This is a genomic window from Xanthomonas hortorum (assembly GCF_024339125.1).
Taxonomy (GTDB): Bacteria; Pseudomonadota; Gammaproteobacteria; order Xanthomonadales; family Xanthomonadaceae; genus Xanthomonas; species Xanthomonas hortorum.
The window spans coordinates 2216096-2240738 of sequence record NZ_CP101417.1 but is presented as its reverse complement, the minus strand read 5'-3'; the positions used below and the strand labels follow the sequence as shown (position 1 = coordinate 2240738).

Annotated in this window: 28 protein-coding genes and 1 other RNA gene; 15 read left to right on the top strand and 14 right to left on the bottom strand. The window is 65.5% G+C overall.

Going from position 1 to position 24643, the window contains the following annotated elements:
- Nucleotides 1-2: 2 nt before the first annotated feature.
- From NMB96_RS09465 to NMB96_RS09455, 3 genes are all read right to left on the bottom strand, one after another.
- The gene (locus NMB96_RS09465; protein WP_168957210.1) at nucleotides 3-698 is read right to left on the bottom strand and encodes a methionine ABC transporter permease; all 696 of its coding nucleotides are present in this window, start codon (nucleotides 696-698) and stop codon (nucleotides 3-5) included.
- Nucleotides 695-1702 (bottom strand): methionine ABC transporter ATP-binding protein, encoded by a 1008-nt coding sequence (locus tag NMB96_RS09460; protein WP_255086742.1) that lies wholly within the window; start codon nucleotides 1700-1702, stop codon nucleotides 695-697. Before NMB96_RS09460 ends, NMB96_RS09465 begins: the two co-directional genes overlap by 4 nt.
- Nucleotides 1703-1849: 147 nt before the next feature.
- Nucleotides 1850-2746: a DMT family transporter gene (locus tag NMB96_RS09455; protein WP_255086741.1), complete on the bottom strand. Its 897-nt coding sequence runs from the start codon at nucleotides 2744-2746 to the stop codon at nucleotides 1850-1852.
- 107 nt (nucleotides 2747-2853) lie between these two features.
- Here NMB96_RS09455 and NMB96_RS09450 point away from each other — a divergent pair, with 107 nt between their 5' ends.
- The 4 genes from NMB96_RS09450 to NMB96_RS09435 all read left to right on the top strand — a co-directional run bounded on the left by NMB96_RS09450 (nucleotide 2854) and on the right by NMB96_RS09435 (nucleotide 5813).
- Entirely contained in the window at nucleotides 2854-3339 is a 486-nt protein-coding gene (locus tag NMB96_RS09450; RefSeq protein ID WP_006450408.1) for a YajQ family cyclic di-GMP-binding protein, read from the top strand.
- A 148-nt stretch (nucleotides 3340-3487) separates the two neighbouring features.
- Complete coding sequence (locus NMB96_RS09445) at nucleotides 3488-4174, top strand: alpha/beta hydrolase (RefSeq protein ID WP_425520915.1); 687 nt, start codon at nucleotides 3488-3490, stop codon at nucleotides 4172-4174.
- A 148-nt stretch (nucleotides 4175-4322) separates the two neighbouring features.
- Nucleotides 4323-4883: a DUF1415 domain-containing protein gene (locus NMB96_RS09440; RefSeq protein WP_006450406.1), complete on the top strand. Its 561-nt coding sequence runs from the start codon at nucleotides 4323-4325 to the stop codon at nucleotides 4881-4883.
- A 123-nt stretch (nucleotides 4884-5006) separates the two neighbouring features.
- Nucleotides 5007-5813 carry an SDR family oxidoreductase gene (locus NMB96_RS09435; protein WP_255086739.1) on the top strand — a complete coding sequence of 269 codons (807 nt, stop codon included), beginning with the start codon at nucleotides 5007-5009 and terminating at the stop codon, nucleotides 5811-5813.
- A 149-nt stretch (nucleotides 5814-5962) separates the two neighbouring features.
- Here NMB96_RS09435 and NMB96_RS09430 read toward each other — a convergent pair whose 3' ends face one another.
- Nucleotides 5963-6676, bottom strand: coding sequence for a pseudouridine synthase (locus NMB96_RS09430; protein WP_255086737.1), 714 nt, complete (start codon nucleotides 6674-6676; stop codon nucleotides 5963-5965).
- Nucleotides 6673-7740 (bottom strand): class I SAM-dependent methyltransferase, encoded by a 1068-nt coding sequence (locus NMB96_RS09425; protein ID WP_255086736.1) that lies wholly within the window; start codon nucleotides 7738-7740, stop codon nucleotides 6673-6675. The genes NMB96_RS09430 and NMB96_RS09425 overlap by 4 nt, the downstream gene beginning before the upstream one ends.
- A gap of 848 nt (nucleotides 7741-8588) precedes the next feature.
- On the opposite strand from NMB96_RS09425, the gene NMB96_RS09420 reads away from it, so the two are divergent.
- Nucleotides 8589-8849: a hypothetical protein gene (locus tag NMB96_RS09420; RefSeq protein ID WP_006452568.1), complete on the top strand. Its 261-nt coding sequence runs from the start codon at nucleotides 8589-8591 to the stop codon at nucleotides 8847-8849.
- A gap of 102 nt (nucleotides 8850-8951) precedes the next feature.
- Here NMB96_RS09420 and NMB96_RS09415 read toward each other — a convergent pair whose 3' ends face one another.
- From NMB96_RS09415 to NMB96_RS09395, 5 genes are all read right to left on the bottom strand, one after another.
- A complete protein-coding gene (locus NMB96_RS09415; protein ID WP_255086735.1) occupies nucleotides 8952-10301 on the bottom strand; it encodes a PQQ-dependent sugar dehydrogenase in 1350 nt (449 codons plus the stop codon).
- 89 nt (nucleotides 10302-10390) lie between these two features.
- The gene (locus tag NMB96_RS09410) at nucleotides 10391-10699 is read right to left on the bottom strand and encodes a DUF3247 family protein (RefSeq protein ID WP_023902431.1); all 309 of its coding nucleotides are present in this window, start codon (nucleotides 10697-10699) and stop codon (nucleotides 10391-10393) included.
- Nucleotides 10700-10824: 125 nt separating this feature from the next.
- Nucleotides 10825-12858 carry a PAS domain-containing hybrid sensor histidine kinase/response regulator gene (locus NMB96_RS09405; protein WP_023902430.1) on the bottom strand — a complete coding sequence of 678 codons (2034 nt, stop codon included), beginning with the start codon at nucleotides 12856-12858 and terminating at the stop codon, nucleotides 10825-10827.
- A 107-nt stretch (nucleotides 12859-12965) separates the two neighbouring features.
- Entirely contained in the window at nucleotides 12966-13256 is a 291-nt protein-coding gene (locus NMB96_RS09400; RefSeq protein ID WP_023902429.1) for a hypothetical protein, read from the bottom strand.
- Nucleotides 13243-13689, bottom strand: coding sequence for a hypothetical protein (locus NMB96_RS09395; RefSeq protein ID WP_043888894.1), 447 nt, complete (start codon nucleotides 13687-13689; stop codon nucleotides 13243-13245). Before NMB96_RS09395 ends, NMB96_RS09400 begins: the two co-directional genes overlap by 14 nt.
- A 247-nt stretch (nucleotides 13690-13936) precedes the next feature.
- Between NMB96_RS09395 and NMB96_RS09390 the strand changes: the two genes are divergently transcribed.
- Nucleotides 13937-14512 (top strand): DUF3016 domain-containing protein, encoded by a 576-nt coding sequence (locus tag NMB96_RS09390; RefSeq protein WP_016903446.1) that lies wholly within the window; start codon nucleotides 13937-13939, stop codon nucleotides 14510-14512.
- Between the two features lie 149 nt (nucleotides 14513-14661).
- Here the strand turns inward: NMB96_RS09390 and alr are convergent, their stop codons facing one another.
- Nucleotides 14662-15762 (bottom strand): alanine racemase, encoded by a 1101-nt coding sequence (alr, locus tag NMB96_RS09385; protein WP_023902426.1) that lies wholly within the window; start codon nucleotides 15760-15762, stop codon nucleotides 14662-14664.
- Nucleotides 15762-17051 carry a D-amino acid dehydrogenase gene (locus tag NMB96_RS09380; protein WP_016903445.1) on the bottom strand — a complete coding sequence of 430 codons (1290 nt, stop codon included), beginning with the start codon at nucleotides 17049-17051 and terminating at the stop codon, nucleotides 15762-15764. The genes alr and NMB96_RS09380 overlap by 1 nt, the downstream gene beginning before the upstream one ends.
- Nucleotides 17052-17200: 149 nt before the next feature.
- On the opposite strand from NMB96_RS09380, the gene NMB96_RS09375 reads away from it, so the two are divergent.
- Nucleotides 17201-17680, top strand: a complete 480-nt coding sequence (locus NMB96_RS09375; RefSeq protein ID WP_023902425.1) for an Lrp/AsnC ligand binding domain-containing protein — start codon at nucleotides 17201-17203, stop codon at nucleotides 17678-17680.
- A 113-nt stretch (nucleotides 17681-17793) separates the two neighbouring features.
- On the opposite strand, the gene NMB96_RS09370 is transcribed toward NMB96_RS09375, so the two are convergent.
- Nucleotides 17794-18216, bottom strand: a complete 423-nt coding sequence (locus NMB96_RS09370; protein WP_043888893.1) for a superantigen-like protein SSL4 — start codon at nucleotides 18214-18216, stop codon at nucleotides 17794-17796.
- A gap of 507 nt (nucleotides 18217-18723) precedes the next feature.
- Here NMB96_RS09370 and msrB point away from each other — a divergent pair.
- The 7 genes from msrB (at nucleotide 18724) to NMB96_RS09335 (ending at nucleotide 23157) form a co-directional block, all read left to right on the top strand.
- Nucleotides 18724-19188 carry a peptide-methionine (R)-S-oxide reductase MsrB gene (gene msrB / locus NMB96_RS09365; protein WP_023902423.1) on the top strand — a complete coding sequence of 155 codons (465 nt, stop codon included), beginning with the start codon at nucleotides 18724-18726 and terminating at the stop codon, nucleotides 19186-19188.
- Between the two features lie 100 nt (nucleotides 19189-19288).
- A non-coding RNA gene (locus NMB96_RS09360) (sX9 sRNA) lies at nucleotides 19289-19360 on the top strand.
- A 53-nt stretch (nucleotides 19361-19413) separates the two neighbouring features.
- Nucleotides 19414-19629, top strand: a complete 216-nt coding sequence (locus NMB96_RS09355; protein WP_043888892.1) for a hypothetical protein — start codon at nucleotides 19414-19416, stop codon at nucleotides 19627-19629.
- Between the two features lie 161 nt (nucleotides 19630-19790).
- Nucleotides 19791-20645, top strand: coding sequence for a flagellar motor stator protein MotA (motA, locus tag NMB96_RS09350; protein WP_006452580.1), 855 nt, complete (start codon nucleotides 19791-19793; stop codon nucleotides 20643-20645).
- Between the two features lie 10 nt (nucleotides 20646-20655).
- Nucleotides 20656-21870, top strand: coding sequence for a flagellar motor protein MotB (gene motB / locus NMB96_RS09345; protein WP_255086734.1), 1215 nt, complete (start codon nucleotides 20656-20658; stop codon nucleotides 21868-21870).
- Nucleotides 21871-22273: 403 nt separating this feature from the next.
- A complete protein-coding gene (locus NMB96_RS09340) occupies nucleotides 22274-22864 on the top strand; it encodes a hypothetical protein (protein ID WP_255086733.1) in 591 nt (196 codons plus the stop codon).
- Between the two features lie 8 nt (nucleotides 22865-22872).
- Nucleotides 22873-23157, top strand: coding sequence for a DUF4031 domain-containing protein (locus tag NMB96_RS09335; protein ID WP_023902419.1), 285 nt, complete (start codon nucleotides 22873-22875; stop codon nucleotides 23155-23157).
- A gap of 413 nt (nucleotides 23158-23570) precedes the next feature.
- On the opposite strand, the gene NMB96_RS09330 is transcribed toward NMB96_RS09335, so the two are convergent.
- Nucleotides 23571-24122 (bottom strand): DUF6630 family protein, encoded by a 552-nt coding sequence (locus NMB96_RS09330; RefSeq protein WP_255086732.1) that lies wholly within the window; start codon nucleotides 24120-24122, stop codon nucleotides 23571-23573.
- 164 nt (nucleotides 24123-24286) lie between these two features.
- Between NMB96_RS09330 and NMB96_RS09325 the strand changes: the two genes are divergently transcribed.
- The gene (locus NMB96_RS09325; RefSeq protein WP_006452586.1) at nucleotides 24287-24553 is read left to right on the top strand and encodes a DUF3297 family protein; all 267 of its coding nucleotides are present in this window, start codon (nucleotides 24287-24289) and stop codon (nucleotides 24551-24553) included.
- The last annotated feature ends 90 nt before the right edge of the window (nucleotides 24554-24643 follow it).

Sequence of the window (24643 nt, the reverse complement as noted above, 5' to 3'; positions counted from 1 at the left end):
CCTCAGCGCCGGCTGTAACGCGCCACCAGCCGGTCGCCCAGCATCTGCAGCAGCTGCACCAGCACCAGCAAGGCGATCACGGTGACCAGCGCGACATCCGAATGCGAGCGCAGATAGCCTTCGCGATAGGCCACATCGCCCAGACCGCCGGAGCCGATCGCACCGCCCATCGCAGTGAAGCCGATCAGCGCGATGGTGGTCACGGTGGCACCGGCAATCAGCCCGGGGCGCGCCTCGGGCAGCAATACACGCAGCACCAGTTGCCAGGTGGTGGCGCCCATCGCCTGGCTGGCCTCGATGATCCCGCGGTCCACCTCGCGCAAGGCGGTTTCCACCAGCCGCGCGTAGAACGGTGCAGCGCCGACCACCAACGGCAGGATCGCGCCGCGCACGCCCAGCGAGGTGCCCATCAGCATCAGCGTGAGCGGGATCATCGCAATCATCAGGATGATGAAAGGCACCGAGCGCAGCAGATTGATCAGCGCCGCGAGTGCGCCGTACAGCACCGGGCGGCGGCGTAGTTGGGGCGCGCCGCACAGGAACAGCGCCACACCCAGCGGCAGGCCGATCAACAACGTCAGCGGCAGCGCGCCGGCCAGCATCAGCAAGGTGTCGAGCGTGGCCTGGCCGATATCGCCCCACTTGCCGGCATCGAGATTGCGGAAGAACCCATCGGCAGCGGCGATCAACAGAGTCATACGCGTAGATCCTCCACTTGCACACCAGCCGCGACGAAGCCGGCACGTGCCGCGTTATGGTCGCCGCCGGTCAAGGCGACGATGAGCTGGCCGTACGGGGTGTCCTTGATGCGGTCCACGCGCCCGGACAGGATGTTGTAGTCCACGCCGGTCGCGCGCGCGATGCGGCCAAGCACCGGTTCGTAGGTGCCATTGCCAAGAAAGGTCAGCCGCACGATGCGCCCGCCCACCGCAGCGAAGTCGCGATGCAGCTCGGCTTCGTCCACGTGCTCGGCTTCGGAGACAAAGCGCCGGGTGGTGGCATGCTGCGGATGCAGGAACACCTCGGTCACCGGGCCGGTTTCGACCAGCTTGCCGGCGTCCAGCACTGCCACGCGGTCGCAGACGCGGCGGATCACGTCCATCTCATGGGTGATCAACACGATGGTCAGGCCCAGCTCGCGGTTGATCTGCGCCAGCAGTTGCAGCACCGAGGCGGTGGTCTGCGGATCCAGCGCGCTGGTGGCCTCATCGCACAGCAGGATCTGCGGCCGGGTGGCCAGCGCGCGCGCAATGCCCACGCGCTGCTTCTGCCCGCCGGACAACTGCGCCGGGTACTTGTTGGCGTGCTGCTCCAGCCCCACCCGCGCCAGCAGCTCGGCCACACGCGCATCGACCTCGGCGCGCGGGGTGCCGGCAAGTTCCAGCGGAAACGCCACATTGCCGGCCACGGTGCGTGAGGACAGCAGGTTGAAGTGCTGGAAGATCATGCCGATACGGCGGCGCAGCGTGCGCAGACCCTGGCTGTCCAGCGCGGTGACGTCCTCGTCGCCGATCAGCAGGCGCCCGCCGCTGGGTTCTTCCAGCCGGTTGATCAGCCGGATCAACGTGGATTTGCCGGCGCCGGAATGGCCGATGATGCCGAACACTTCGCCGGGGCCGATCCGCAGATCGAGCGGGTGCAGCGCCACGATCTGGCGACCGTCAACGGAATAAGACTTGTGCAGGCGCTGAAACTGGATCACCGCGCGTGGCCGATTGGGGGGCCGTGAAGCCTACCAGTCAATGTTTGCGGACGATATTCCATTGAGTTCTAAGGTGGGGATTGGGGATTGGGGATTCGCTAGAGCAACGGCAAGGCGCTTTGGCTTTTGCGAATCCACAATCCCCAATCACGGCTTATCTAGCGGCGTCAGGCGATCCGCCTTCCGAATCCGCTCCCGCCGCAGCAAATACAGCCCGCTGGCGACGATGATGCCGGCGCCGGTCCAGGTCCAGTTGTCTGGCAGGGTCTGCCACAGCAGCCAATCCCAGCCGATCACCCAGACCAGGCCGGTGTATTCCAGCGGCGCGATCATCGAGGCTTCGCCGCGCAGGAAGGCCTGGGTCAGCGCGATCTGCCCCAGCGCCCCGGCTAGGCCCATGCCGGCGATCAACCAGGCGTGCTCGCCCCGCAACGGCACCCAGCCGGGGATCGCCAGCAGGCCGGCGCCGATCGCCATGAACAGCAAAAACCACACCACCATCGCCTGCGGGGTATCGGTACGCGTCAGCAGGCTCACGGTGATGGCCGCGATGGCGTAGGCAGTGGCCGCCAGCAGCACCATCAGGCCGGGCAGCGAGATCAGGCCATCCACGCCGGGGCGCAGCACCACGATGACCCCGACCAGACCAATGCCAATGGCGGTCCAGCGTCGCGGACCCACATGCTCACCCAGCAGCGGCACCGACAGCGCCGCCACCAGCAACGGGGCGACGAAGTACAGCGTGTAGGCGGTGGACAGCGGCATGCGCTTCAAGCCGTAGACGAAGCAGCCGATCATCACCATGCCCAGCACCCCGCGCAGCAGGTGCAGGCCCCAGCGCACCGGCACGATCGAACGCGGCCCGGCGGTGGCGAACACCCACACCAGTACGAACGGCAGCGAGGCGGCGCCACGCAACAAGGTGACCTGCAGCGGTGGGTAATGCGCCGACAGCAGCTTCATGCCCGCATCCATCAGCGAGAAGCAGGCCACGGCGGCCACCATCCAGGCGATGGCGGGAAGCGGAGAACGGGTGTTGGGCATGGCGCATTATCGCTGCGCCTGCGCACCGACCGCCAACCCCCGTCTCGACAGTACGCACGACGCGATGCCCTAGAATGGCGGCTGTTTTCAGATAGCAGGAGCTTTGCATGCCTTCCTTCGACGTGATCTCCGAAGTCGACAAGCACGAACTGACCAATGCGGTGGATCAGGCCAATCGCGAGCTGGATACGCGCTTCGATTTCAAGGGCGTGGAAGCCAGGTTCGAGCTGGAAGACGACAAGGTGATCAACCAGTCCGCGCCCAGCGATTTCCAGGTCAAGCAGATGACCGACATCCTGCGCGCACGCCTGCTGGCACGCGGCATCGACGTGCGTTGCCTGGAGTTCGGCGATATGGAAACCAATCTGGCCGGTGCGCGCCAGAAGGTCACCGTCAAGCAGGGCATCGAGCAGAAGCAGGCCAAGCAGCTGGTGGCCAAATTGAAGGAAGCCAAGCTCAAGGTGGAAGCGCAGATCAATGGCGACAAGCTGCGTGTGAGCGGCAAGAAGCGCGACGATCTGCAAGATGCGATGGCGCTGCTGAAAAAGGCCGATTTCGAGCTTCCGCTGCAGTTCGATAATTTCCGCGACTGAGCTAACCATCGACAGCACTGACCTCAAGCCTGGCAACGCCGCACGCTGCCACTGGCAACATGCGGCGCAGACACGCACACCGCTGTCGCTGCTGTACCTGCACGGCTTCACCGCCAGCCCGGGCGAAGCCGGCGCACTGCCCGAGCAGATGGCCGATACGTTGGGCGCCAACCTGTACGTGCATCGTTGGCCCGGGCATGGATGCAGCGCAGCCGACGCGATGCAAGGACTCACGCCTGCCGCGTTGCAGGCATCGGCACTGCAAGCATTGGCGCAGGCGCAGCGGATGGGCGAGCGCGTGGCGATCGTCGGCTCGTCCATGGGCGGCACTCTGGGGTTATGGCTAGCAGCGCAGCAGCCCGACGCGGTGGCTGCGGTCATCGCATGGTCGCCCGGCATCCGGCCGGCCGACCCTGCACTGCTCGATCAGGTCTGCGCGGCGCAGGCGCCATTGACCGATCCACGCCCGCGCAACGCCGCATCCTTGGCATTCTGGTCGAACATCATCCACCCGGATGGATTCCGCGCGCTGCGCAGTCTGTTCGCGAGCGTGGCCGCCGATCCTCCCTGGTCGCGCGTGCGCTGCCCGGTATTTGTGGGCTACTACCGCGCGGCCAACGGCGAGGAAGATCCAACCGCCTCGGTGCCGGCGATGCTGGACATGTTCGATGCGCTCGGCACCGCGACAAGTCGCAAACAGGCGATGGCCTTCGACACCGGCGCGCATGCGATCGGCTCGCCGCACAAGACCCCGCATGCCGATGCGGTTGCACAGGCATCGATCGCGTTTGTGCGTGCGCACGTGGCAGCTCCTGCGCAGACCGAGACTCGATAGACCAGCGGCGCCAAGGTCAAACTGCACGTTGCAATGACAGTGCGCGCCGCTATCGCTCGCGCCTGCTTGACCGGGGCGCCGGGACAACCGCGCGCGGCTGCAAAAACACCGATCGCATACACTGGCGCTCCATCCCGCCGCCGCCACGATGACGTCCACGCCTTCCACGCTTGACCCGTTGACCGCCACCCGCCAGTGGATCGAGCGCGCGGTGATCGGTTTGAACCTGTGCCCGTTCGCCAAGGCGGTCTACGTCAAGGAGCAGGTGCGCCTGGTCCTCAGCGACGCCAGCACGCCCGAAGCGCTGCTCGAACAACTGGCCGAAGAACTGGTGTTGCTGCGCGACACCCCGGCCGAGCAGATCGACACCACCTTGATCGTGCATCCGGACGTGCTCACCGATTTCCTGGATTACAACGACTTCCTCGACAACGCCGATGCGGCCGTGGAAGCGCTGGATCTGGACGGCGTGTTGCAGGTGGCCAGCTTCCATCCGGACTATCAGTTCGCAGGCGCGGCCGTGGACGATGTGGCCAACTTCACCAACCGCTCGCCCTTCCCCACCTTGCACCTGCTGCGCGAAGACAGCGTGGAGCGTGCTGTGGCCGCCTTCCCCGACCCGGACGTGATCGTCGAGCGCAATATCGAGACGCTGGAACGCCTGGGCCAGGATGGCTGGGAACGTCTGTTGAACGCATCGACGCACTGATCAGCCGAGACACGGCGCGCGCGCAAGCGCCGCCGATGCAGCGACAGATCGCACGCGCGTCTTGCTGCGACCACCACAACGCACGCGTTACAGTGCCAACGACCTCACTGACGCGATGCTCCGATGCCCTTGATTCCGGCTGTTTCCGCATGGAACCCGTCCCCGCTGCAGGACCGCGTGGTGGTGATCACCGGTGGCGCGCAAGGCATCGGCCGCGGCATTGCGCAGGCAGTGCTGGGCGCGGGCGGCAGCGTGGTGATCGGCGATCTGGATGCGGAAGCCGGCAAGGCCTGTCTGCACGAATGGGCACTGCCGCAACGCAGCGCCTTCGTCCGTTGCGATGCCGCGCGCGAACCCCAGGCAACGCGTTTGATCGCCACCGCACTCAAACGCTTCGGTCGCCTCGATGGCCTGGTCAACAACGCAGGCGTGGCCGATCCGCATGTTGCGCCCTTGCCGCAACTGGAGTGGGACGAGTGGAATCGCCGGTTGGCGAGCCTGCATGGCGCATTTTTGTGCAGCAAGCAGGCCTTGCCCGCACTGGCGCAAGCCGAGGGCGGCGGCGCAATCGTCAATATCGCCTCCACCCGCGCCTGGCAATCCGAACCGCATAGCGAAGCCTATGCCGCCGCCAAGGGTGGTTTGGTGGCCTTCACGCATGCATTGGCGCTGAGCGAAGGCCCACAGGTGCGCGTCAACAGCATCAGCCCGGGCTGGATCAGCACCGATGCCTGGCGTGCACCGCAGCGCAGGCGCACGCCCAAACTCTCGCGCCGCGACCATGCACAACACCCGGCCGGCCGAGTGGGCACGCCGGAAGACATCGCGCAGCTGGCGGTGTATCTGCTGTCGCCGCAGCTGTCCGGCTTTGTGACCGGCCAGGATTTCGTCGTCGATGGCGGCATGTCGCGCAAGATGCAGTACATCTAAAGGTCTGTCACAGGTTAGCTACTTGGAGCGGGGAGACAAAACGACGTGCACCGCCAGGCGGGCGCGGCCGTCTTCCTAGTTCCCATCAGCACACGAACACGTTGGCGGGTGCGGTGTTCTCACTGCTTGCGGGACCTGTGGGGCATGGATCATGCCTGCTCGCTACGGCCGAACAACACCTCAAGATCGGCCGCTTCCAGCGTGCGCCATTGCCCGGACGGCAGACCGTCCAGCGACAGCCCGCCGATACGGCTGCGGTGCAGCGCCACCACATGATTACCGGCAGCGGCGAACATGCGTCGCACCTGGTGGTAGCGGCCCTCGTGCAAGGTCAGGCGCGCTTCGCGTGGGCCGAGCACATCCAGTTCGGCCGGCAGCAATGGTTTGGTTTCGCCTTCCAGCAGCAAGGTGCCGCTGGAAAACAGCGCGGCTTCGTCGCCACGCAAGTCTTCGGCCAGGGTGACGTCATAGACCTTGTCCAATGCGGACTTGGGCGAAATGATCCGGTGCAGCAGCGCGCCGTCGTCGGTCATCAGCAGCATGCCGCTGGTTTCGCGATCCAGCCGCCCCACCGGTGCCAGTACCGGTGCACGCGAACGGAAGCGCAGCGGCAGCAGTTCGTAGATCAGCCGGCCGGTGTCCTTGGTCGAGCAGGTGTAGCCGCTGGGTTTGTGCAGCAACAGGCTGAAACCCGGCGGCGGATCCAGCGGCTCGCCATCGATGCGGATCGCGTCGTGCTCCACCTGGTCGTCGGCATACAGCACCTCGCCCTGGACATCGGTGACCACGCCCTGGCGAAACAGCTGGGTCACCTGCTTGCGGCTGCCATAACCGAGATTGGCGATGTGCTTGACCAGCTTCATGCGCGCGCTCCACGGCCACGGATGGCAGAGATCAGCTTGAAACCGTGGCGTTCGGCGGCCACGCGTACCTGCCCGAAGCTTTCGTTGAGTACGTATTCGTAAGGCAGATGCCGGTTGGCGACCAACAACAACTGCCCGCCCGGGCGCAGCGCCTGCGCGGCCACCGAGATGAAGCGCTGCCCGATATCCGGGCGATCGGCACGCGAGGGCGTGTGGAACGGCGGATTGCTGACGATGAAGTCGTACTGCGCCACCAGGCCGGCGGTGACGTCGTGCCAGTGGTACTGCAGCTGCGCCGGATGCGCGATGCCCTGCAGATTGCGCTGCGCCAGGGTGAGTGCGCGCGCCTCGGCCTCGTACAGATCCAGCGCGGTGACCTTGGGGCAGCGCGCCAGCACTTCGGCCGACAGATAGCCAAAGCCCGCACCCAGATCGGCGCCGTGCCCGGCCAGCGTGGTCGGCAGATGCTCGACTAACAGCGCAGAGGCAGGATCGATGCGGTCCCAGGCGAACACGCCCGGGCGGCTGACGAAGCGCCCGTCCAGAATCTTGCGCGGCGCATCCAGCGCGGCCCAGCGCGCCTGCAGCGCCACATCGGTGTCGGCAGGCAGCGGGGCGCTCCAGTAGGTGCGGCAATGGTGCTTGGTCAAACTCCCGGCCAGGCCGGTGAGCTGACGCAGATCGGCTTCGCCCGAGCGCGCGCCCTCGTTGTTGGACTGGCAGGCCACCACGCGGCCACCCGGCGCGGTCAGCGCCACGGCGCGCGCAAACAACGCACGCGCTTCTTCGCGCTGACGCGGCGGCAGCACCAGCACCAGTGCGTAGCGGGTGCTGTCGGCTTCGATCTCGCTCTCTTCGCGCACGTTCCAGCCGCTGCGCTCCAGCGCCTCGGCGAACGGCCGAAAGCTCTGCTCGCAGGTCAGCGTATCGGCAGCGGCATGCTCACTGAGCGCAAAACCATCCCGCGCGCGCAGGAACAACACCGGGCCTTTCGGCCACGGCAGCACACCCTGGGCGAAGGGCAGGAACAGGGTTTGAAGCGGGGCGTCGTGCGGGCCAGCCATCGGATCATCGGGTCGGGAACAGGCGGCCATTGTAAGGGACCGCTGCCGGCTACCCGGCGCCGCCGTCCGCTGGGAGCTCTCAATTGCGCCGATCTTGATTGAGCGAGTCAGAAGCTTAGTCGGTCGAGGGCGCGGTGCCTCACCGCACCGGAGGGTCGCGTCAGAAGCCTGGTCGGTCGAGCGCGCGGTGCCCTCACCGCTCGCGGGACACGCCGTAAACCCGTCCCTGGGGGCTCGGTAGCGGCATCCATGCCGCCACACGGTCCCGCAATCGGTGAGGACACCGCACCAGAACGTTTGCTGGTTGCTTGAAAACATGCAAACCGACCATCGCGACTGGTCATTGCCCGCTCACCGTCGCGGGACCTTACGCGGCATGGATGCCGCGTAAGAGCTACAAGGACGTACTTGCAGCGTGTCCTGCGACGGTGGGCGGGCAAGGGCCCTGCAGCAAACCCGCAGATCAGCCGCCCCGCAATCGACTCGCCGACTGCTTTGCTTAAGACCACACACCGACCATCTCGACTGGTCCTTGCCCGCTCACCGTCGCGGGACCTTACGCGGCATGGATGCCGCGTAAGAGCCTACACGGACGTACTTGCGGCGTGTCCCGCGAGGGTGGGCGGGCAAGGGCCCTGCAGCAAACCCGCAGATCAGCCGCTCTGCAGTGAAGGCCAAATCCTCCGCTTTGCAATCGACCAACGTGAAATAGTTCTGTCAGCCACTCCAAGCCGATTCCAATTGCGTGACCTGGCAACGGCATGCCTTCCAATGTCTATACGGACTATTGATGCGTACGCAACATCTGCCCGCCTAGGCTGAAAGCACGCCCACACCGGAGAGACGCGATGCGAGCCTTGTTCGTAGGTGGAGTTGTCGACAACAGCGAAATGGATCTGGACGACACCCCGCCACCGATGCATTACCCCGAAAACACCGGCGCCGGCCGGCCGCGTTATCGCCTGCATCAGGTGGGCGAACGCGACGATGGCAGCTTGGCCTATGCGGTCTATGGCGCACCGGAAATGGCCGACGATGACATCAGCCGGATCACCGAGGAGCGTGGCTACGCGCGTCGCTTCAGTGCGTCTCCGGAGGCGCCGCGCTAATTGCGCTTAAGCGACCTGATTGTGTTTGAGTGAGAACGCGCATGAAAAAACCGGGCCTGAGCCCGGTTTTTTTGTTTGAACGCCTGGATCAGCGCATTGGGATCAGCGTGCCTTCGGAGTCACCCGCCAGATCACATTGCCCACATCGTCGGCCACCAGCAGCGCGCCGCTATTGTCGGGCGCCACACCGACCGGGCGGCCCTGTGCATTGCCTTCGGCATCCAGAAAGCCGTCCAGCACCGTGATCGGCGTGCCGTTGGGCGTGCCGTTGGGCTTGCCGTCGACGAACGGCACGAACAGCACCTTGTAGCCGCTGGGCGGATCGCGATTCCACGAGCCATGCTGGCCGATGAAAGCGCCCTGGCGGAAGCGCTCGGGGAGCAACGTACCGCTGGCAAAGCTCAGACCGAGCGAGGCGGTATGCGGCCCGAGTGCGTAATCGGGCTTGATCGCCTTGGCCACCAGTTCGGCATTCTGCGGCTTGACCCGCTCGTCCACGTGCTGGCCGTAATAGCTGTAAGGCCAGCCGTAAAAGCCGCCATCGCGCACCGAGGTCAGATAATCAGGCACCAGATCGCTGCCAATTTCATCGCGCTCGTTCACTACCACCCACAGCGATTTGCTCTGCGGCTCCCACGCGGTGCCGACCGGATTGCGTAGCCCGCTGGCGAACACGCGGCTGCTGCCGGTGGCCGGGTCAATCTCCAGAATCGCCGCGCGGTTGAGCTCGGCTTCCATGCCGTTTTCCGCCACATTGCTGTTGGAGCCCACACCTACATACAGCTTGCTGCCATCGGCGCTGGCCAGCAGCGACTTGGTCCAATGATGATTCAGCCCGCCGGGCAGATTGGCCACGAAGGTCGGCTTGGCGGTGATATGCGTATCGCCAGCCTTGTACGGAAAGCTCACCAGCGCATCGGCATTGGCGACATAGAACCGATCGCCGACCAAGGCCATGCCGAACGGCGAAAACAGGCCGCTGACAAATTGCGTGCGCACCTCGGCCACACCATCGCCATCGACGTCGCGCAGCAGCGTGATGCGATTGGCGCTGGGCACCACGGCGCCGGCCTTGCTCATCATCGCGCCCTGCACTTTCTTGCGGATCCCGCCACCGCCTTCGGCATCGTCCGGCTTGGGCGGTTCTGCAGTTTCGGCCACCAGCACATCGCCATTTGGCAGCACATAGACCCAACGTGGGTGATCGAGATCGCGTGCGAACGCGGCGACCTGCAGATCGTCGGCAGCGATCGGCTTGGCGTTCTCAGTCCAGCGTTTGACCGGCGCCACCTTGACCGTGGGGATCAGGCGTTTGACCGGCTCGGGCAATTGCGGGTTGGGTCCGGTTCCCTGTTCGATGGCAAGCGTGGCGGTATCGCCGCAGGCGGCGAGAACGGCGACAGTCAATAACGACAGCGGCCAACGAGCGAGCTTCAACGAGGGTGCATTCATTGCGGGGGCAATCCTGAACAGTTGCGACAATCGGCCATCATGCCGTCAACACCACGTTGAGAAGTAAACACATCGTCAATGCAGGCGTATCAGGGCTTAGGTTGCGGAGCGGCGCCCACTGGCAGCGGATGCACCGCCACGATGCGATCCATCCAGATCCACTGCGGCTCCTGCGCTGCATCCAGGTGATCCAGGCGCAATTGGCCGTTGATGCCTTCGCGCTGCTGAGCATCGAGATAGGTCTGGATGGTGGGGCGTACGGCAACCGTGCCGCTGATGGTGCTGCCATCGTCCAGTTCGATCTGCACACGCTCCTGACCACCGAGCAGCGACACCCAGTGTTCGAGCGTTGCGATCTGTACCTGTTCCGAATAAACGTGCGGGGCATATTTGGACATCGTGGCATCTCCGAAGAAGAAGTTGCCACGCTAGGCCACTGGCTGTGAAAGACGCACAAAACAGCGTCTTGCTTATGCAATCGCCTGGCTACGCATAATCGCGCGACGTGGATGCCGCGCGTGGGTCACTCCACCGATTCGCGCGCCGCGCGCACAGCGGTGACAAGTTGCGCAACGCTGTACGGCTTGGCCAGATGCTCCTGAAAACCGGAGTCCAGCGCGCGCTTGCGATCGTCATCGCGTGCCAGTGCGGTCACTGCCACCGCCGGCAATGCAGTGGCGTCCAGCCCCAGGTTCTCGCGCACGGTACGGATCAGTCCGTAGCCATCCATGCCCGGCATGCCGATGTCGGTGAGCATCAGATCGAAGCGTGCGTAACCGCGATGATCGATCAGGGCCAGCGCATCGGTGGCGCTGCCGGCGGTGACCACTTCGGCGCCCTGCTCTTCCAGCAGGCGGCGCAGGTAATCGAGCATGTCCGGCTGATCTTCCACTGCCAGCAGACGCAGGCCATTGAGCGCACGTGCTTCGATGATCTGCTCGGACATCAGCCGCCGACGCAGCTCGCGCCGCGGCCGTTTGGCCTGATCGGGAATGTGCTCGGGCAGGCGCACGGTAAACGTGGCGCCCTTGCCGCGCCCGCCACTGGTGGCGCCCACCTGGCCGCCATGCATTTCCACCAATTGCTGCACGATCGCCAGGCCCAGGCCCAGACCGCCGTGCTGGCGCGTGGTAGTGCCGTCTGCCTGGCGGAAGCGCCCGAACAGATGCGGCAGGAATTCGGCAGCAATGCCGTCGCCGGAGTCGAGTACCGACACCAGCAGATGGCCGTCGTCGCGCTCGATGGTGACGTCGATGCGGCCGTGTGCCGGCGTGAACTTGATCGCGTTGGAGAGCAGATTCCACAACACCTGCTGCAGCCGCGTGGCATCGCCGAGTACCAGGCACGGGGTGTCCGGCACGTGCACCTCCAGGACCTGGTCCTTGCCTTCGGCAGCCAGTTCCTGGGTAGTCAGCGCTTCGTGCACCTGCTCGGCCAGATCCAGCGATTCGACCTCCAGCTGCACCTTGCCCAGCAGCATGCTGCTGAGATCGAGCATGTCCGAGATCAGCCGCTTTTGCGCGCGTGCGCTGCTGGCGATCACCGACAGGCCCTTGTAGGTGGGTTGGCCTTCTTCGACCCGCTGCAGCAGCAGTTCGCTCCAGCCCAGAATCGTGGTCAATGGCGTACGCAATTCGTGCGACAGCGTGGCCAGGAACTCGTCCTTGAACCGCGCCATGCTCTCGGCCTCGTTGCGCGCAGTGCGCTCGGACTCGAGCAATTGTTCGCGCGCCAATTCGATTTCGCGCTGTTCGGTGACATCCGGACTGCTGCCGGCAAGACCAATGAAACGACCATCGGCCGAATACCGCGGCGTGGCGGCCATTTCGATCCAGCGCCACTGGCCATCGTGGCGGCGCGCACGTACCAGCGCATGCAACGCGCGCTGTTCTTCCAGGGAAGCGGCCAGTTCGAACTGGAAGATCGACAGATCGTCCGGATGCAGCAATTCGCTCCACGCCGAGACCGTGCCACTGGAAATATCGATGCCGAAAAATTCGCCGTAAGCGCTGTTGACGAAACGCACCACACCCTGCGCGTCCAGCACCCAGACCGGCATCGGCAAGCCATCGGCCAGTGCGCTGAAGCGCGCTTCGCTCTCGGCCAGCTCGCGCTCGACGCGCTTGCGTTCGGTGATGTCCATGAACAGCACCGCCACCCGCGCCTGCTCCGGTTGCCCGACGCGGAACGCGTCCACCGAATACCAGCGCCGCAACGCCTTGGCCTGCATTTCGAAATGGATACGGTTGCCGGTGCGGGCAACGTGCCCGTAGCGGTCGAACCACTCCTGCTCATGCTCGGCGAGCATGCCGCGCACGGAGACGTTCACTGCGTTGGTCAGACCGGTGTAGCGCTCGAACGCGCCATTGGTCGAGCGAATCACGTAATCGACCGCTTTGTCGCCATCGAACACCATGTCGATGACGCAGAACCCCGCGTCCACGTTATGGAAGATCTCGTGGTACATCGCAGGATCCAGGAACGGCTCGGCGATGGCGGCAGGCAGGCCGGCGGCCAATTCAGGGCTGGGACTGGAAGTGCTCAAATCGGGGTCCACGGGTGATGCCGATGCGGATGACGGGCAGATGAAAACACGCCCGATGTCGTCAGCGGGTGCACGTGCAACTGACTGGATTCACGATTCACCCACGATCCCGAATCGCCTCACCACAGCAAGGCCGCAGACAGCGCGATAGCGGCGGCCAGCAACACGATGCCGGCAATCACGCCGCGCAGGACCCATTGCCCTTCGCGCCGCAACTGCTCGTCCATCCAGCGTTGGGCTTCTTCGCGCCAGGCGGTCGAGCGCGCATGGTCGGCATCCAGCAACAGCAAGCGCACGCGCGATAGTCCGAGCTCGGCGCATTCGCTGCGACAGCGCAGGCTGAAACCGTCCACGCCGCTCGCGACCTGGGCGTCGAGCGGCAGTTGCAATTCGAGTTCAGGCCTGGACATAACGGGGACGCTCCTGATCCAGCTCGTGTTCCAGCGCCATGCGCGCCAGTTGGGTGTAATTGGCACGCGGGCCCTGGCCGCGACCGGTGAGCATTCCCTGGTAATCCAGATCCTGCCAGACCCGCCCGGTCCACTCGACGCAATCCTCGGCGATAACCAGCATCAACGAGTAACGGTAGTCGAGCCCATTGGCCGAGGTGTAGGCATAAACCGGCGGGAACTGCACCGCCACATCACCCTGCCGCGCCAACGCAGCCAGATGCTCACGCAGCGCATCCCGTGGGTCGGCACCTGGCTCCAGACGCATCCCGCGGGTTGCCAGATCCAGATCCACATCGCTTTGCAACGCGACGAACGCGGCGGCCCCGGTGGCAGGGTTGTGGCCGTGCTGCTTTGCCCAGTCGATGAACTGCAGGCGCACGTCCGACGGCATGTGTGCCGGCGCCGAGGAAGCTGACTTTGTGCGGAAAGAGTGGGTGTCCATGCTGGCGATCATCCGGTCCGCGCCGTGAAGCGCGGGCGCAGGCGCAGTGAACCCGCCGTCATGGCGGAGCGGTCGCGGATTAACCGCGCGCAACACCGATGCATGCCCGGTTGCTGCCGCGTTGCGGGCGATCCAGCGCACCCCCACACTGCTGGAACACCCGGTACGCCATGTACCTTCCGCTTGGAGACTTTCCATGAAACGTTCCAGCCTTTACGGCGCCAGCCTGTTGCTGGCAGGACTGCTCGCGGCGACCGGTGTGCAGGCCCGCGTGCGTAATGTCACCGACCCTGAAGCGCCACGCGCGCTGAGCAGCGATGGCAAGGTAGATGTGCGCTGGACCGACCCGGCGCAGTTTGCCGAGATGCGCTTCAGCGGCAACCGCTGGGAGGCGCAGCGCGGCGATTGGGTGACCCAGCTGGCGACCCATTTCCAGCAAAGTGCCGCCCGCCGGCTTCCCGACGGCCAACACCTGAGCGTGACCATCACTGACATCCGCCGCGCCGGCCAGTACGAGCCCTGGCACGGCCCGCGCATGCAGGACGTGCGCATCGTCAAGGACATCTACCCGCCGCGCCTGAGCTTCAGCTACACGCTCACCGGCGCCAATGGCGAGGTGATCGATCAGGGCGAGCGCAAGTTGGTGGATTCGGCATTTCTGATGAGCGGCCCGCGCCTGACCGACAGCGACCCGTTGCGCTTCGAAAAAGCCATGATCGACGACTGGGTGCGCAAGCAGTTCCGTGGCGATCGGAGTACGGCCGGGGTGTGAGCTCCGCTTGAGCCCCTCTCCTGCGGGAGAGGGGTTGGGGTGAGGGTACGGGGGCGAAGCCCTCGTTTTGTTCCGACTGCACGAGGCTTCGCTCGTACCCTCATCCGGCACTGCGCGCCACCTTCTCCCGATGGGAGAAGGGATGCAACTTACCGGGTCACTTCATCGCCTACTGTCGCCTCACCCACATACGTCCGCGGCACGCGCTTGAGTCCACACAGCAGCTGATACGCGCTGACATTGCACTGCGTGGCCAACGGGGCGACGCGCGGCGCATTGCCCCACAGCTGCACTGGCGCGCCAATCTCCGCCTGCGGATGCTCGGTGAGATCCACGGTGAGCATGTCCATCGAGACGCGACCGATCAACGGGCAGACCTGCCCATCCACCAGCACCGGCGTGCCATTGGGTGCGAACTGCGGATAGCCGTCGGCATACCCCATCGCCACCACGCCCACGCGCGTGGGCCGTTGCGCAACGAAGCGGGCGCCGTAGCCCACCGGCTCGCCGGCCGGCAGCTCGCGCACGCTGATGATGCGCGAACGCAGCGTCATCACCGGGCGCAGTTGCGCAGTGCTCTCGGTCTCCTGCGGGAACGGGTTTGCGCCGTACAGCATCAGCCCGGGGCGCGACCAATCGTTGCGCAGCGCGGGCCAGCCGAGCAGGCCGGGCGAATTGCGCAGACTGGTTTCCGCGCGCATGCCGCCTGCGGTGAGCGCGAAGGCCACCGCCTGTTCGTCGGTGCGGCTGCACTCCAGTTCGTCGGCGCGCGCCAGGTGGGTCATCAGCACCAGCGAGGCGATCTGCGGCAGCCCGCGCAAGCGCAACCACGCGGCGCGAAAATCTTCCGGCGACAGGCCCAGCCGATGCATGCCGCTGTCCAGCTTCAACCACACCCGTAACGGGCGTGGGCTCTGAAAGTCGGCCAGCGCGCGCACCTGCTGCGTGGTGGCTGCCACCGTCCACAGATCATGCTCGGCAATCAGGCGCAGTTCGTCGTGTTCGAAAAAACCTTCCAGCAGCAAAATCGGCGCACGGATGCCGGCCTGGCGCAGCTCCAGGGCCTCTTCGATGCAGGCCACCGCAAAGCCGTCGGCTTCGGGCTCCAACGCCTGCGCGCAGCGCACCGCGCCATGCCCGTAAGCATCGGCCTTGACGACCGCGAGGGCCTTGCTGCCGCCCAGGCGCTTGGCCAGGCGGTAGTTGTGACGCAATGCATCCAGATCGATCAACGCTTGCGCAGGACGCACTAGGCGGCCTCCTGCTGCGCGCGGGCGCTGCGTGGCGAGAGGTAACGGAACACATCCAGACCTTCGGTATCGATGTCCGGGCTGCGGCCCTGCATCAGGTCGGCAAGATAACGGCCCGAGCCGCAGGCCATGGTCCAGCCCAGGGTGCCGTGGCCGGTGTTGAGGAACAGGTTGGAATACGGCGTGGCACCGACCACCGGGGTGCCATCGGGCGTGGCCGGGCGCAGGCCGGTCCAGAACTCGGCCCTGGCCAGATCGCCGCCACCCGGGAACAGGTCGTTGACCACCATCTCCAGGGTGGCGCGGCGGCGCGGATTCAACGACAGATCGAACCCGGCCACCTCGGCCATGCCGCCGACGCGGATGCGCTCGTCGAAGCGGGTGATGGCGATCTTGTAGCTCTCGTCCAGCACCGTGGAGGTCGGCGCGCGCTGCGCGTCGACGATCGGGATGGTCAGCGAATAGCCCTTGAGCGGATATACCGGCAGATGCATGCCGAGCGAGAGCAGCAGGTCGGCCGAATAGCTGCCCAGTGCCAGCACGTAGCGGTCGGCGGTTTCGAGACGGCCATCGATCTGCACGCCGGTGACGGTACGGCCGTCGTGCTCCAGATGCTCGATCTGCTGCCCGTAACGGAATTGCACACCGGATTGCGCGGCCAGCGCGGCCAGGCGCTGGGTGAACAGCCGGCAGTCGCCGGTCTGGTCTTCGGGCAGGCGCAAGGCGCCGGCCATCTGCGCACCGCCGCCGGCCAGGCCGGGTTCGAACTGGGCGATCTGCGCCGGGGTCAGCAATTCGTACGGCACGCCGTACTGGGCCAGCACTTCGATGTCCTGCGCGGCGGCGTCCAGCTGTTGCTGGGTGCGGAACAACTGGGTGGTGCCGAGCTGGCGGCCTTCGAATTCCAGCCCGGTGCTGGCGCGCAGTTCATTGAGGCAATCACGGCTGTAGTCGGACATGCGCACCATGCGCGCCTTGTTCACCGCATAGCGCTCGGCGGTGCAGTTGCGCAGCATCTGGGTCAGCCAGGCCAACTGGCGCAGATCGCGGGTGGGCCGGATCGACAACGGCGCGTGCTGGGCGAACAACCACTTCATCGCCTTGCCCGGCACGCCAGGGGCGGCCCAGGGCGAGGTGTAGCCGAACGACAGCTGGCCGGCGTTGCCGTAGCTGGTTTCCAGCGCCGAGGCCGGCTGGCGGTCCACCACGGTGACCTCGCAGCCGGACTGCGCCAGATACCAGGCGGTGGTGGTGCCGATGACGCCGCTACCGAGAATGAGCACCCGCATGTCGTTCTCCTGGAAAGGGTATTCCCCCACAACCAAGCGCCGAGGGAGACAGTTAGACGCAGTATATTGCGAGCCAGGCAGTGCCGTTTCTGGAATCGGCGCTACTTCGCAGTGAAATTTCCTGCCAAATCTGTAGGGAGACAGACCTCATGGCCACCCGTGTGCGCGAGCTGGACAAGATCGACCGCAAGATTCTGCGCATCCTGCAGCAGGAGGGGCGGATTTCCTTTACCGACCTGGGCGAACGGGTGGGGTTGTCCACCACGCCCTGCACCGAACGCGTACGCCGGCTGGAGCGCGATGGCGCCATCACCGGCTACTACGCGCGGCTGGACCCGCACATGCTCAAGGCCAGCCTGCTGGTGTTCGTGGAGATCAGCCTGGCCTACAAGTCCGGCGACATCTTCGAAGAGTTCCGCCGCGCCGCGCTCAAGCTGCCCAACGTGCTGGAATGCCATCTGGTCTCGGGCGATTTCGATTACCTGCTCAAGGCGCGCATCAGCGAGATGGCGTCCTATCGCAAGCTGCTCGGCAGCACCTTGTTGACCTTGCCGCATGTACGCGAGTCCAAGAGCTACATCGTGATGGAAGAGGTCAAGGAGACCCTGGCGTTGCCGATTGCGGATTGAGGCGGGGATTGGGGATTGGGGATTCGTGGTCGGCGATGCAGCGAAGCTTGGGACGGCGCTTGGATGGAGACCGATCTGATTGCTGCGGATCAGACATCGACTGCTGCCGGATCTCAGCGCACCACGCGCATACCGTCGCCGGCCGGAACCGCGTCGTAATAGCGCCCGGTCTTGGTGTCCAGCACCCGGTTGGCGCCGGCCGGCTGCATGCCTTGCAGCAGGCGGCCATTGCGGTCGTAGACCATCGGCGCGCTGGCCGGCAGCACCTGGCTACCGGCCGGGGCCACCGGCGTCTGTGCCGGGCCACGGGTGGGGATGGTCGGCGCGGACGGGCGCTGACCGAGCTGCGACGGCACCGGACTGGTGCCTGGCGCTGGTTGCGCTGCGCGCGGCGTGGGCTGCGCGGGCGTCGGCGTGGTGATCGGCTGCAAGGTGTTGGATGAGCGCGTGGTAGTGGCCGATTGCGCTACCGCCGCGCCGGCAATCGCCAACAGACCGCACAGCAGCAGGCCGCGCGTTGATGAATGGATCGCCATGACGGGCACCTTGATTGGTTTGAGGGATACTGACTGGGTGGGGGCGCCGATGTGTCGCGGCAATGCATGGGATTGGCTAGGGGATGAACGCGTTCGCGAGGTGATTGCAGTGCGAAGAGTCCCTTCTCCCATCGGGAGAAGGTGGCGCGCAGCGCCGGATGAGGGTGCGAGCGAAGCCTCGCAGTACCCATCGTGCAGCGGCTTCGCCCAGTACCCTCACCCCACCCCCCGCTCCGCACCAGTGGCGCGCAAACAAGCCCTTCTCGCCCCGCGGGGAGAGAGGCTTAATCCCTTCTCCTGCGGGAGAAGGTGGCGCGAAGCGCCGGATGAGGGTGCGAGCGAAGCCTCGCAGTGCCCATCGCGCAGTGGCTTCGCCCCGTACCCTCACCCCAACCCCTCTCCCGCAGGGAGAGGGGCTTCGTCCCCGCAAGCTTGAACCACGCAGCCAACGCCCACATCACGGGTGCAGACGCGGCACACCGCCAGCGCGCGCATGCGAGAGCCCCCATGAGCCAGTTCGATCTGACACCGCCCTCCCCCACCCAGCGCGATGCCCTGATCGCCGGGCTCAGCGACGAGGAGCAGCGCGTGCTGCTGCAGCACGGCACCGAGGCGCCGTTCTGCGGGGTGTTCCTGGACAACAAGCTGGAGGGCGTCTACACCTGCCGCCTGTGCGGATTGCCGCTGTTTCGCTCCAGCGCAAAGTTCGAATCCGGCACCGGCTGGCCGAGCTTCTTTGCCCCGTACGCCGCCGCCCATGTGCGCGAGATCCGCGACATCAGCTACGGCATGATCCGCACCGAGATCGTCTGCGCGCGCTGCGACAGCCACCTCGGCCACGTGTTCCCCGACGGCCCGCCGCCGACCGGCGAACGGCATTGCCTCAACTCGGTCTCGCTGGGCTTCACCGAAGATGGCCAGGCACTGCCGAACCCGCTGCAACGCGACGGCGCCGAGGCGCAACCGGCCTGACCTGGCGAGGCCGCCCAGAAAGCAGTGGCGACCCACTCAGAGCGACTCACAGAACTACAGCGCAATCGTCAGGCGGGCGCGGCCGGCGCTCGGAATCGGCATGCACGGTTCATTTCGGTTCCTGTGCGCCGTCCGCACCCACCTGACGGCCGCTCGCTACGTTCTGTTATCCGCTCTTACTGCCCACACCATTGCTCGCTAGTAGTGCTAGAAACTGCCACGACAATGACGCTCGACGCTCGGCGGCGGGTCATCCGGGACGTGGTGCAGACGCTGAAGTTTGCTGCCGAGCGCAACCTGCGCATCAAGTCCGCCGATGCTGGTGCCACCGCCAATGCAGAGGCCGCTTGCTGCAATGCGCTGTCTCGACGCACCCAGCAGTCGATGCAAATCGCAAACTCAACCAGGCAGACCTTGTCATCACAAGCCCCACTGCGGTGACCGCCTTGCCGCAGTAAGCGCGATGCCGCTGATCGCCCTATGTCAAGCCGTCATCGCACCACCCGATCGTTCAGTTACAGCGCACACCTTCACGCCGTGCACTTCAAGAATCCGCCGCGCGCGCCGAAACAACAGCAACCCTGTTTGCTTTTGGCTGCGCCATGCTCATCATCATCGGCTTCATCGTCGTCATCGTCAGTGTCCTCGGCGGCTATGTGCTGTCGCACGGAAAGCTGGGCGCGTTGTGGCAGCCGTACGAGCTGTTGATCATCGGCGGCGCGGCGTTGGGCGCGTTTCTGGTGAGCACGCCGGGCAAGATCGTCAAGGAAACCTTCAGCAGCGTGCTGGGCGTGTTCAAGGGTCCGCAGTACAAGTCCGAGGACTACAAGGACACCTTGAGCCTGGTCTACGAACTGTTGAACAAGGCCCGCCGCGACGGCTTCATGGCCCTGGAAGATCATGTCGAAAAACCGCAGGACAGCACCATCTTCGGCAACTATCCCAAGGTGGTGGCCGACCATCACCTGCTGGACTTCATCACCGACTGCCTACGCCTGATGATCGGCAGCAATATCGAGCCGCACGAGCTGGAGCCGCTGCTCGAACTGGAACTGGAAAAGCACCACCACGAGGCAATGGCGCCCTCGCATGCCTTGAGCAAGGTCTCTGACGGCCTGCCCGGCTTTGGCATCGTGGCCGCCGTGCTCGGCATCGTGATCACCATGGGCTCGATCGGCGGCCCGATCGAGGAGATCGGTCACCACGTCGGTGCCGCCCTGGTCGGTACCTTCCTCGGCATCCTGCTGGCATACGGCTTCGTGGCGCCGTTGTCGGCGGCGATGGAAGCGCGTGCCGATCAGGACGGGCGCATCTATGAAGCGGTCAAGACCGCGCTGCTGGCCTGCCTGCGCGGCTACAACCCGAAGATTGCGCTGGAATTCGCGCGCAAGACGCTGCCCTCCAACGTGCGTCCGAGCTTTGCGGATTTCGAAACGCACCTGAAGACGATCAAGTAGGGCCGCAGTCATGGCCGAGGGCAAATCCACCGTCGTCATCCGACGGGTCAAGAAGGTGCAGGGCGGCGGCCATCATGGCGGCGCCTGGAAAGTGGCGTTTGCCGACTTCGTGACCGCGATGATGGCCTTCTTCCTGGTGCTGTGGCTGATGGCCGCCACCACCAAGGAGCAGCGCGCGGCGATCTCCGAATACTTCCGCAACCCCAGCCCGTTGTCGGGCAAGTCGCCGGCGCCTTCGCCCGGCATGAACGGCCCCGGTGGCGCCAGCACCTCGATGATCAAGCTCGGCGGCACCGCCGACATGGCCAAGGGGCAGAAGGACGAAATGGGCCGCAAGCGTGACAACGCTGCGGATACCACCGAAGACAGCCGCGCCAAGGACAAGAAGCGCCTGGAAGCGCTGATGCAGGACCTGAAGGAGGCCATCGACAAGAGCCAGGCGCTGGAGCCGTTCAAGGACCAGTTGCTGCTCGACCTCACGCCCGATGGCCTGCGCATCCAGATCGTGGACAAGCAGAACCGCCCGATGTTCGACATCGGCCGCGACCAGCTCAAGCCGTACACGGTGGACATCCTGCGCGAGCTGTCCAGCTTCATCAATCAGGTGCCCAACCACATCAGCATCACCGGCCACACCGACACCACCGCCTACAGCAGCGATGCCGGTTACACCAACTGGGAACTCAGTGCCGACCGCGCCAATGCCGCGCGCCGTGCGCTGGTGGGCGGCGGCATGGCCGATGCCAAGGTCACCCGTGTGGTGGGCTTGTCCTCGTCGGTGCTGTTTGACAAGACCAACCCGCAGAATCCGATTAACCGCCGCATCAGCATCGTGGTGATGACCCAGGACGCCGAGCAGACCGCCTTGGCCGGCGCCGGCCAGGGCGTGGCGCTGGGTAAATCGACCCACGATGCCGACACCCACGTGCCGGATCTGAGTGCGGCGGCGGCCACCGGGACTGCTTCGGTGGGCACGCCGGCTGCGGTGCCGGCTGCGGGTAAGGCGGCGAGTGTATCGGTGAGTCCGGGTGCGGCGGCAGCGGCGCCAACCGCAACCGGCACACCGGCTGCGGCAGCGACCACGGCCACTGCCGCAACGCCGGCTGCACCGCGCATCTCCACACGTACCCAGGTCGCCTCGGCTGCCGCGCTGGCCAAGGCTGCCGAGGCCGCTGTGGCTGGGGCGCCGCGCACTGCGGTCAGCACGGCGCCCGAGCAGCGCTGACCGCAGTGCGACACCTGGCAGCAGGTGTCAGGTGGCTGAGGACGGCACGCTGTCTTGCATGCAGCTGCTGACCAGGATCCGCGCCGCGCACCGCTGCAAGCAAGACGCCCCGGTGGTGCTGAGCGGCGCCCCCCCTACCCAGCAGTTGTCAGGTGACTGCGGGCGGCGCGTCGTCTTACATACCGAGCCTAACAGGCCTCCGCGCTGCCTGACGGTGAGCGCACCCGCTGTGTCAGCCACTTCAGGCTGTCCCAGACCCCGGCATTGGCTGACTTCATCACGCGACCGGATCGATCGATGCATCGGCCCGGAAGGCAGGCGTTGACGGGCCCGGCAGTGTCGAGCGAGCCGGGTCACGCACAAGCGCCTAGAATGGCCGGCCATTCCCAGCGTCGAGAACACCGTGTCCCGCAATTCAAAGGCCAAGCGCGACAAGCGCAAGAAGCAGCTCCCCAAGCGTCCGATCGTCCGTCTGGGCCAGGCGCCCCAGGTCACCAACCACGCCGTGCTGCAGGATGCCGATGGTCGCGTGGTCGCTGCGATCGGTCTGCAGGGTGGCAGCGAGTGGATGCTGTCGATCGGCGGCCAGACCATGGGCAGCGCCGACAACCCGGTCCCGATGCTGGCCATGCTCAAGCACCTGGCCAACCTGCAGGAAGCCGAAGGCAAGACCATCTCGCTGGAATATTCGACCCAGCTGCAGCAGATGATCGACGACCTGGCCGCCGAAGACGGCAAGACCGCCGAGGAATATCTGACCACGCTGGTGGCCGAATTCCAGAACGCCGATGCCGATGAAGACGGCGATGACGCTGCAGAAGACGCAGCCGCCGACGCCGGCACCGACGCTGTTGCGGAAGATGCGGCTGGCGACGACGCTGCCAGCGACGACGACAACGCGGCAGACGCAGACGCAGACGCCAGCGATGCCGCAACCGACGACGCCGACGGCGAGACGGCCGGCAAGAAGCCGAAGAAATCCAAGAAGGCCTGACCCGGCCGATGGCCGTCTACGTCGACGATGCGGTGCATCTGTGGCGCGAGCAGCGCTGGGCGCACCTGCTCGGCGATACGCTGGACGAGCTGCATGCCATGGCGGCGCGGCTGGGAATTCCCCGCCGCGCCTTCCAGAACAAACTCAGCGGCGCGCACTACGACGTGCCGGCACCGTTACGCATCGAGGCGATCGCGCTCGGTGCCATCGCCATCTCCCGTCACACCGATCGCGTACTGCTCAAGGCCTTGATCGCCAACGCGCGTGCGCAGGCGCGTGGCGAGGTGCCGTGAAGCGGGGATTGGGGAATCGGGAGTGGGGATTCGCAACGGCAGTGGCTGCGGCCTGATCGGCGGCGTGCTTGAGTAAGCCTGCCTGCAGGCGGTGACAAACCTATTCGAATGATGACTGTCGCGCGCAGGCACGCTCCTACGTGACAGATGTTCTGACCTGGAGGCCTTCTTCCATTTCCAAACGGCATGCCTCTGTAGGAGCGCGCTTGCGCGCAAGAGGCTGTCCCGTTAACGCCCCATCGCGCGCCAGCGCGCTCCTACGTGGCAGTCGGTGGGCGGTTGAATGCCTGCGCCAGACCACGCGCTTCGCGTCCTGCCGCGCCAGCGCGCACAACTCACGGCTCAACCCGACCCCGACACACCCCGGGACCGCTCTTGCGAATCCCCACTCCCGATTCCCCAATCCCCAATCCTCAGAACGCCTCATTCCCCAATCGCACTTCCACGTCCAGCAGCGAGGTCAGTGCCATCATCGCTTCATCGTCGCGGCTGAGGGCGATCCAGCCGGCGTAGGCGTCGCCGCCGGTGTTCCAGTTCCACAGCGAATAGCCGTGTTCGCGCAGGCGATCGAAGGCCACCGCCATCAGATCGGGCACGCTGAGGCCGTTGGCGAACTCTTCGTCGTCCAGGTCGCCGCCCCAGGCGATGCGCAGGTTCCAGCGCGCGCTGAGTTCGTCGATGGCGGCAATGAACGAGTCGGTGTCCTTCCAGTCGACGAAAAAGCCCGAGCGCCAGTCGATCGCGTCCTTCAACGCCCACAGCCAGGCATCGTCGCCTTCGTCTTCGTCCAGGTCGGCCTGTGCCTCGCGCCAGGCATCGAACTGGGCAAGCGCAGTTTCTTCGTCGCCAGGATTGATCAGCAGCAGCAGATTCCAGACCCGCCCCGGATGATCGTCGACATCGTCTTCGTCGCTTTCGGGCTGCAGGCCTTCGTCGTCTTCGTAATCGGCACTGTTGTCGGGCATGGCGGTCTCGTTCAAGGATTGCAGGCGTGAAGTGTGAGGCCTGGCGCCGCGCAAGCAAACCGACCGGCGCGTGCGGATTCATCGGAAGGGGCTGGTCTTCGCGGCGCAGGACCGTATCCTGTGCGGCCGAAGACGGCCATCCCGGCCGCCATGACGCCTTTCCCATGAGCGATACCCCTCCCGATCATCTGGCCATCGATGCGCGCAGCCCGTTCCACGATGCCGATGCACTCAACCGCGGCATCGGCGTGCGTTTCAACGGTGTCGAACGCGACAACGTGGAGGAGTATTCGGTCAGCGAAGGCTGGATCAAGGTGCAGGTTGGAAAAGCGCGCGACCGTCGCGGCAACCCGATGACGATGAAGATCAAGGGTGAGGTGGTGGCCTACTTCCTGGACACCAAGAGCGACGCCAAGCCTGCTGCCGAGTAAGAGCGGCTGACAAAACTACTTCAGGCCGACTGATCTGCGACTTGGCTGCAGGGCCCTTGCCCGCCCACCATCGCGGGACACGCCGCAAGT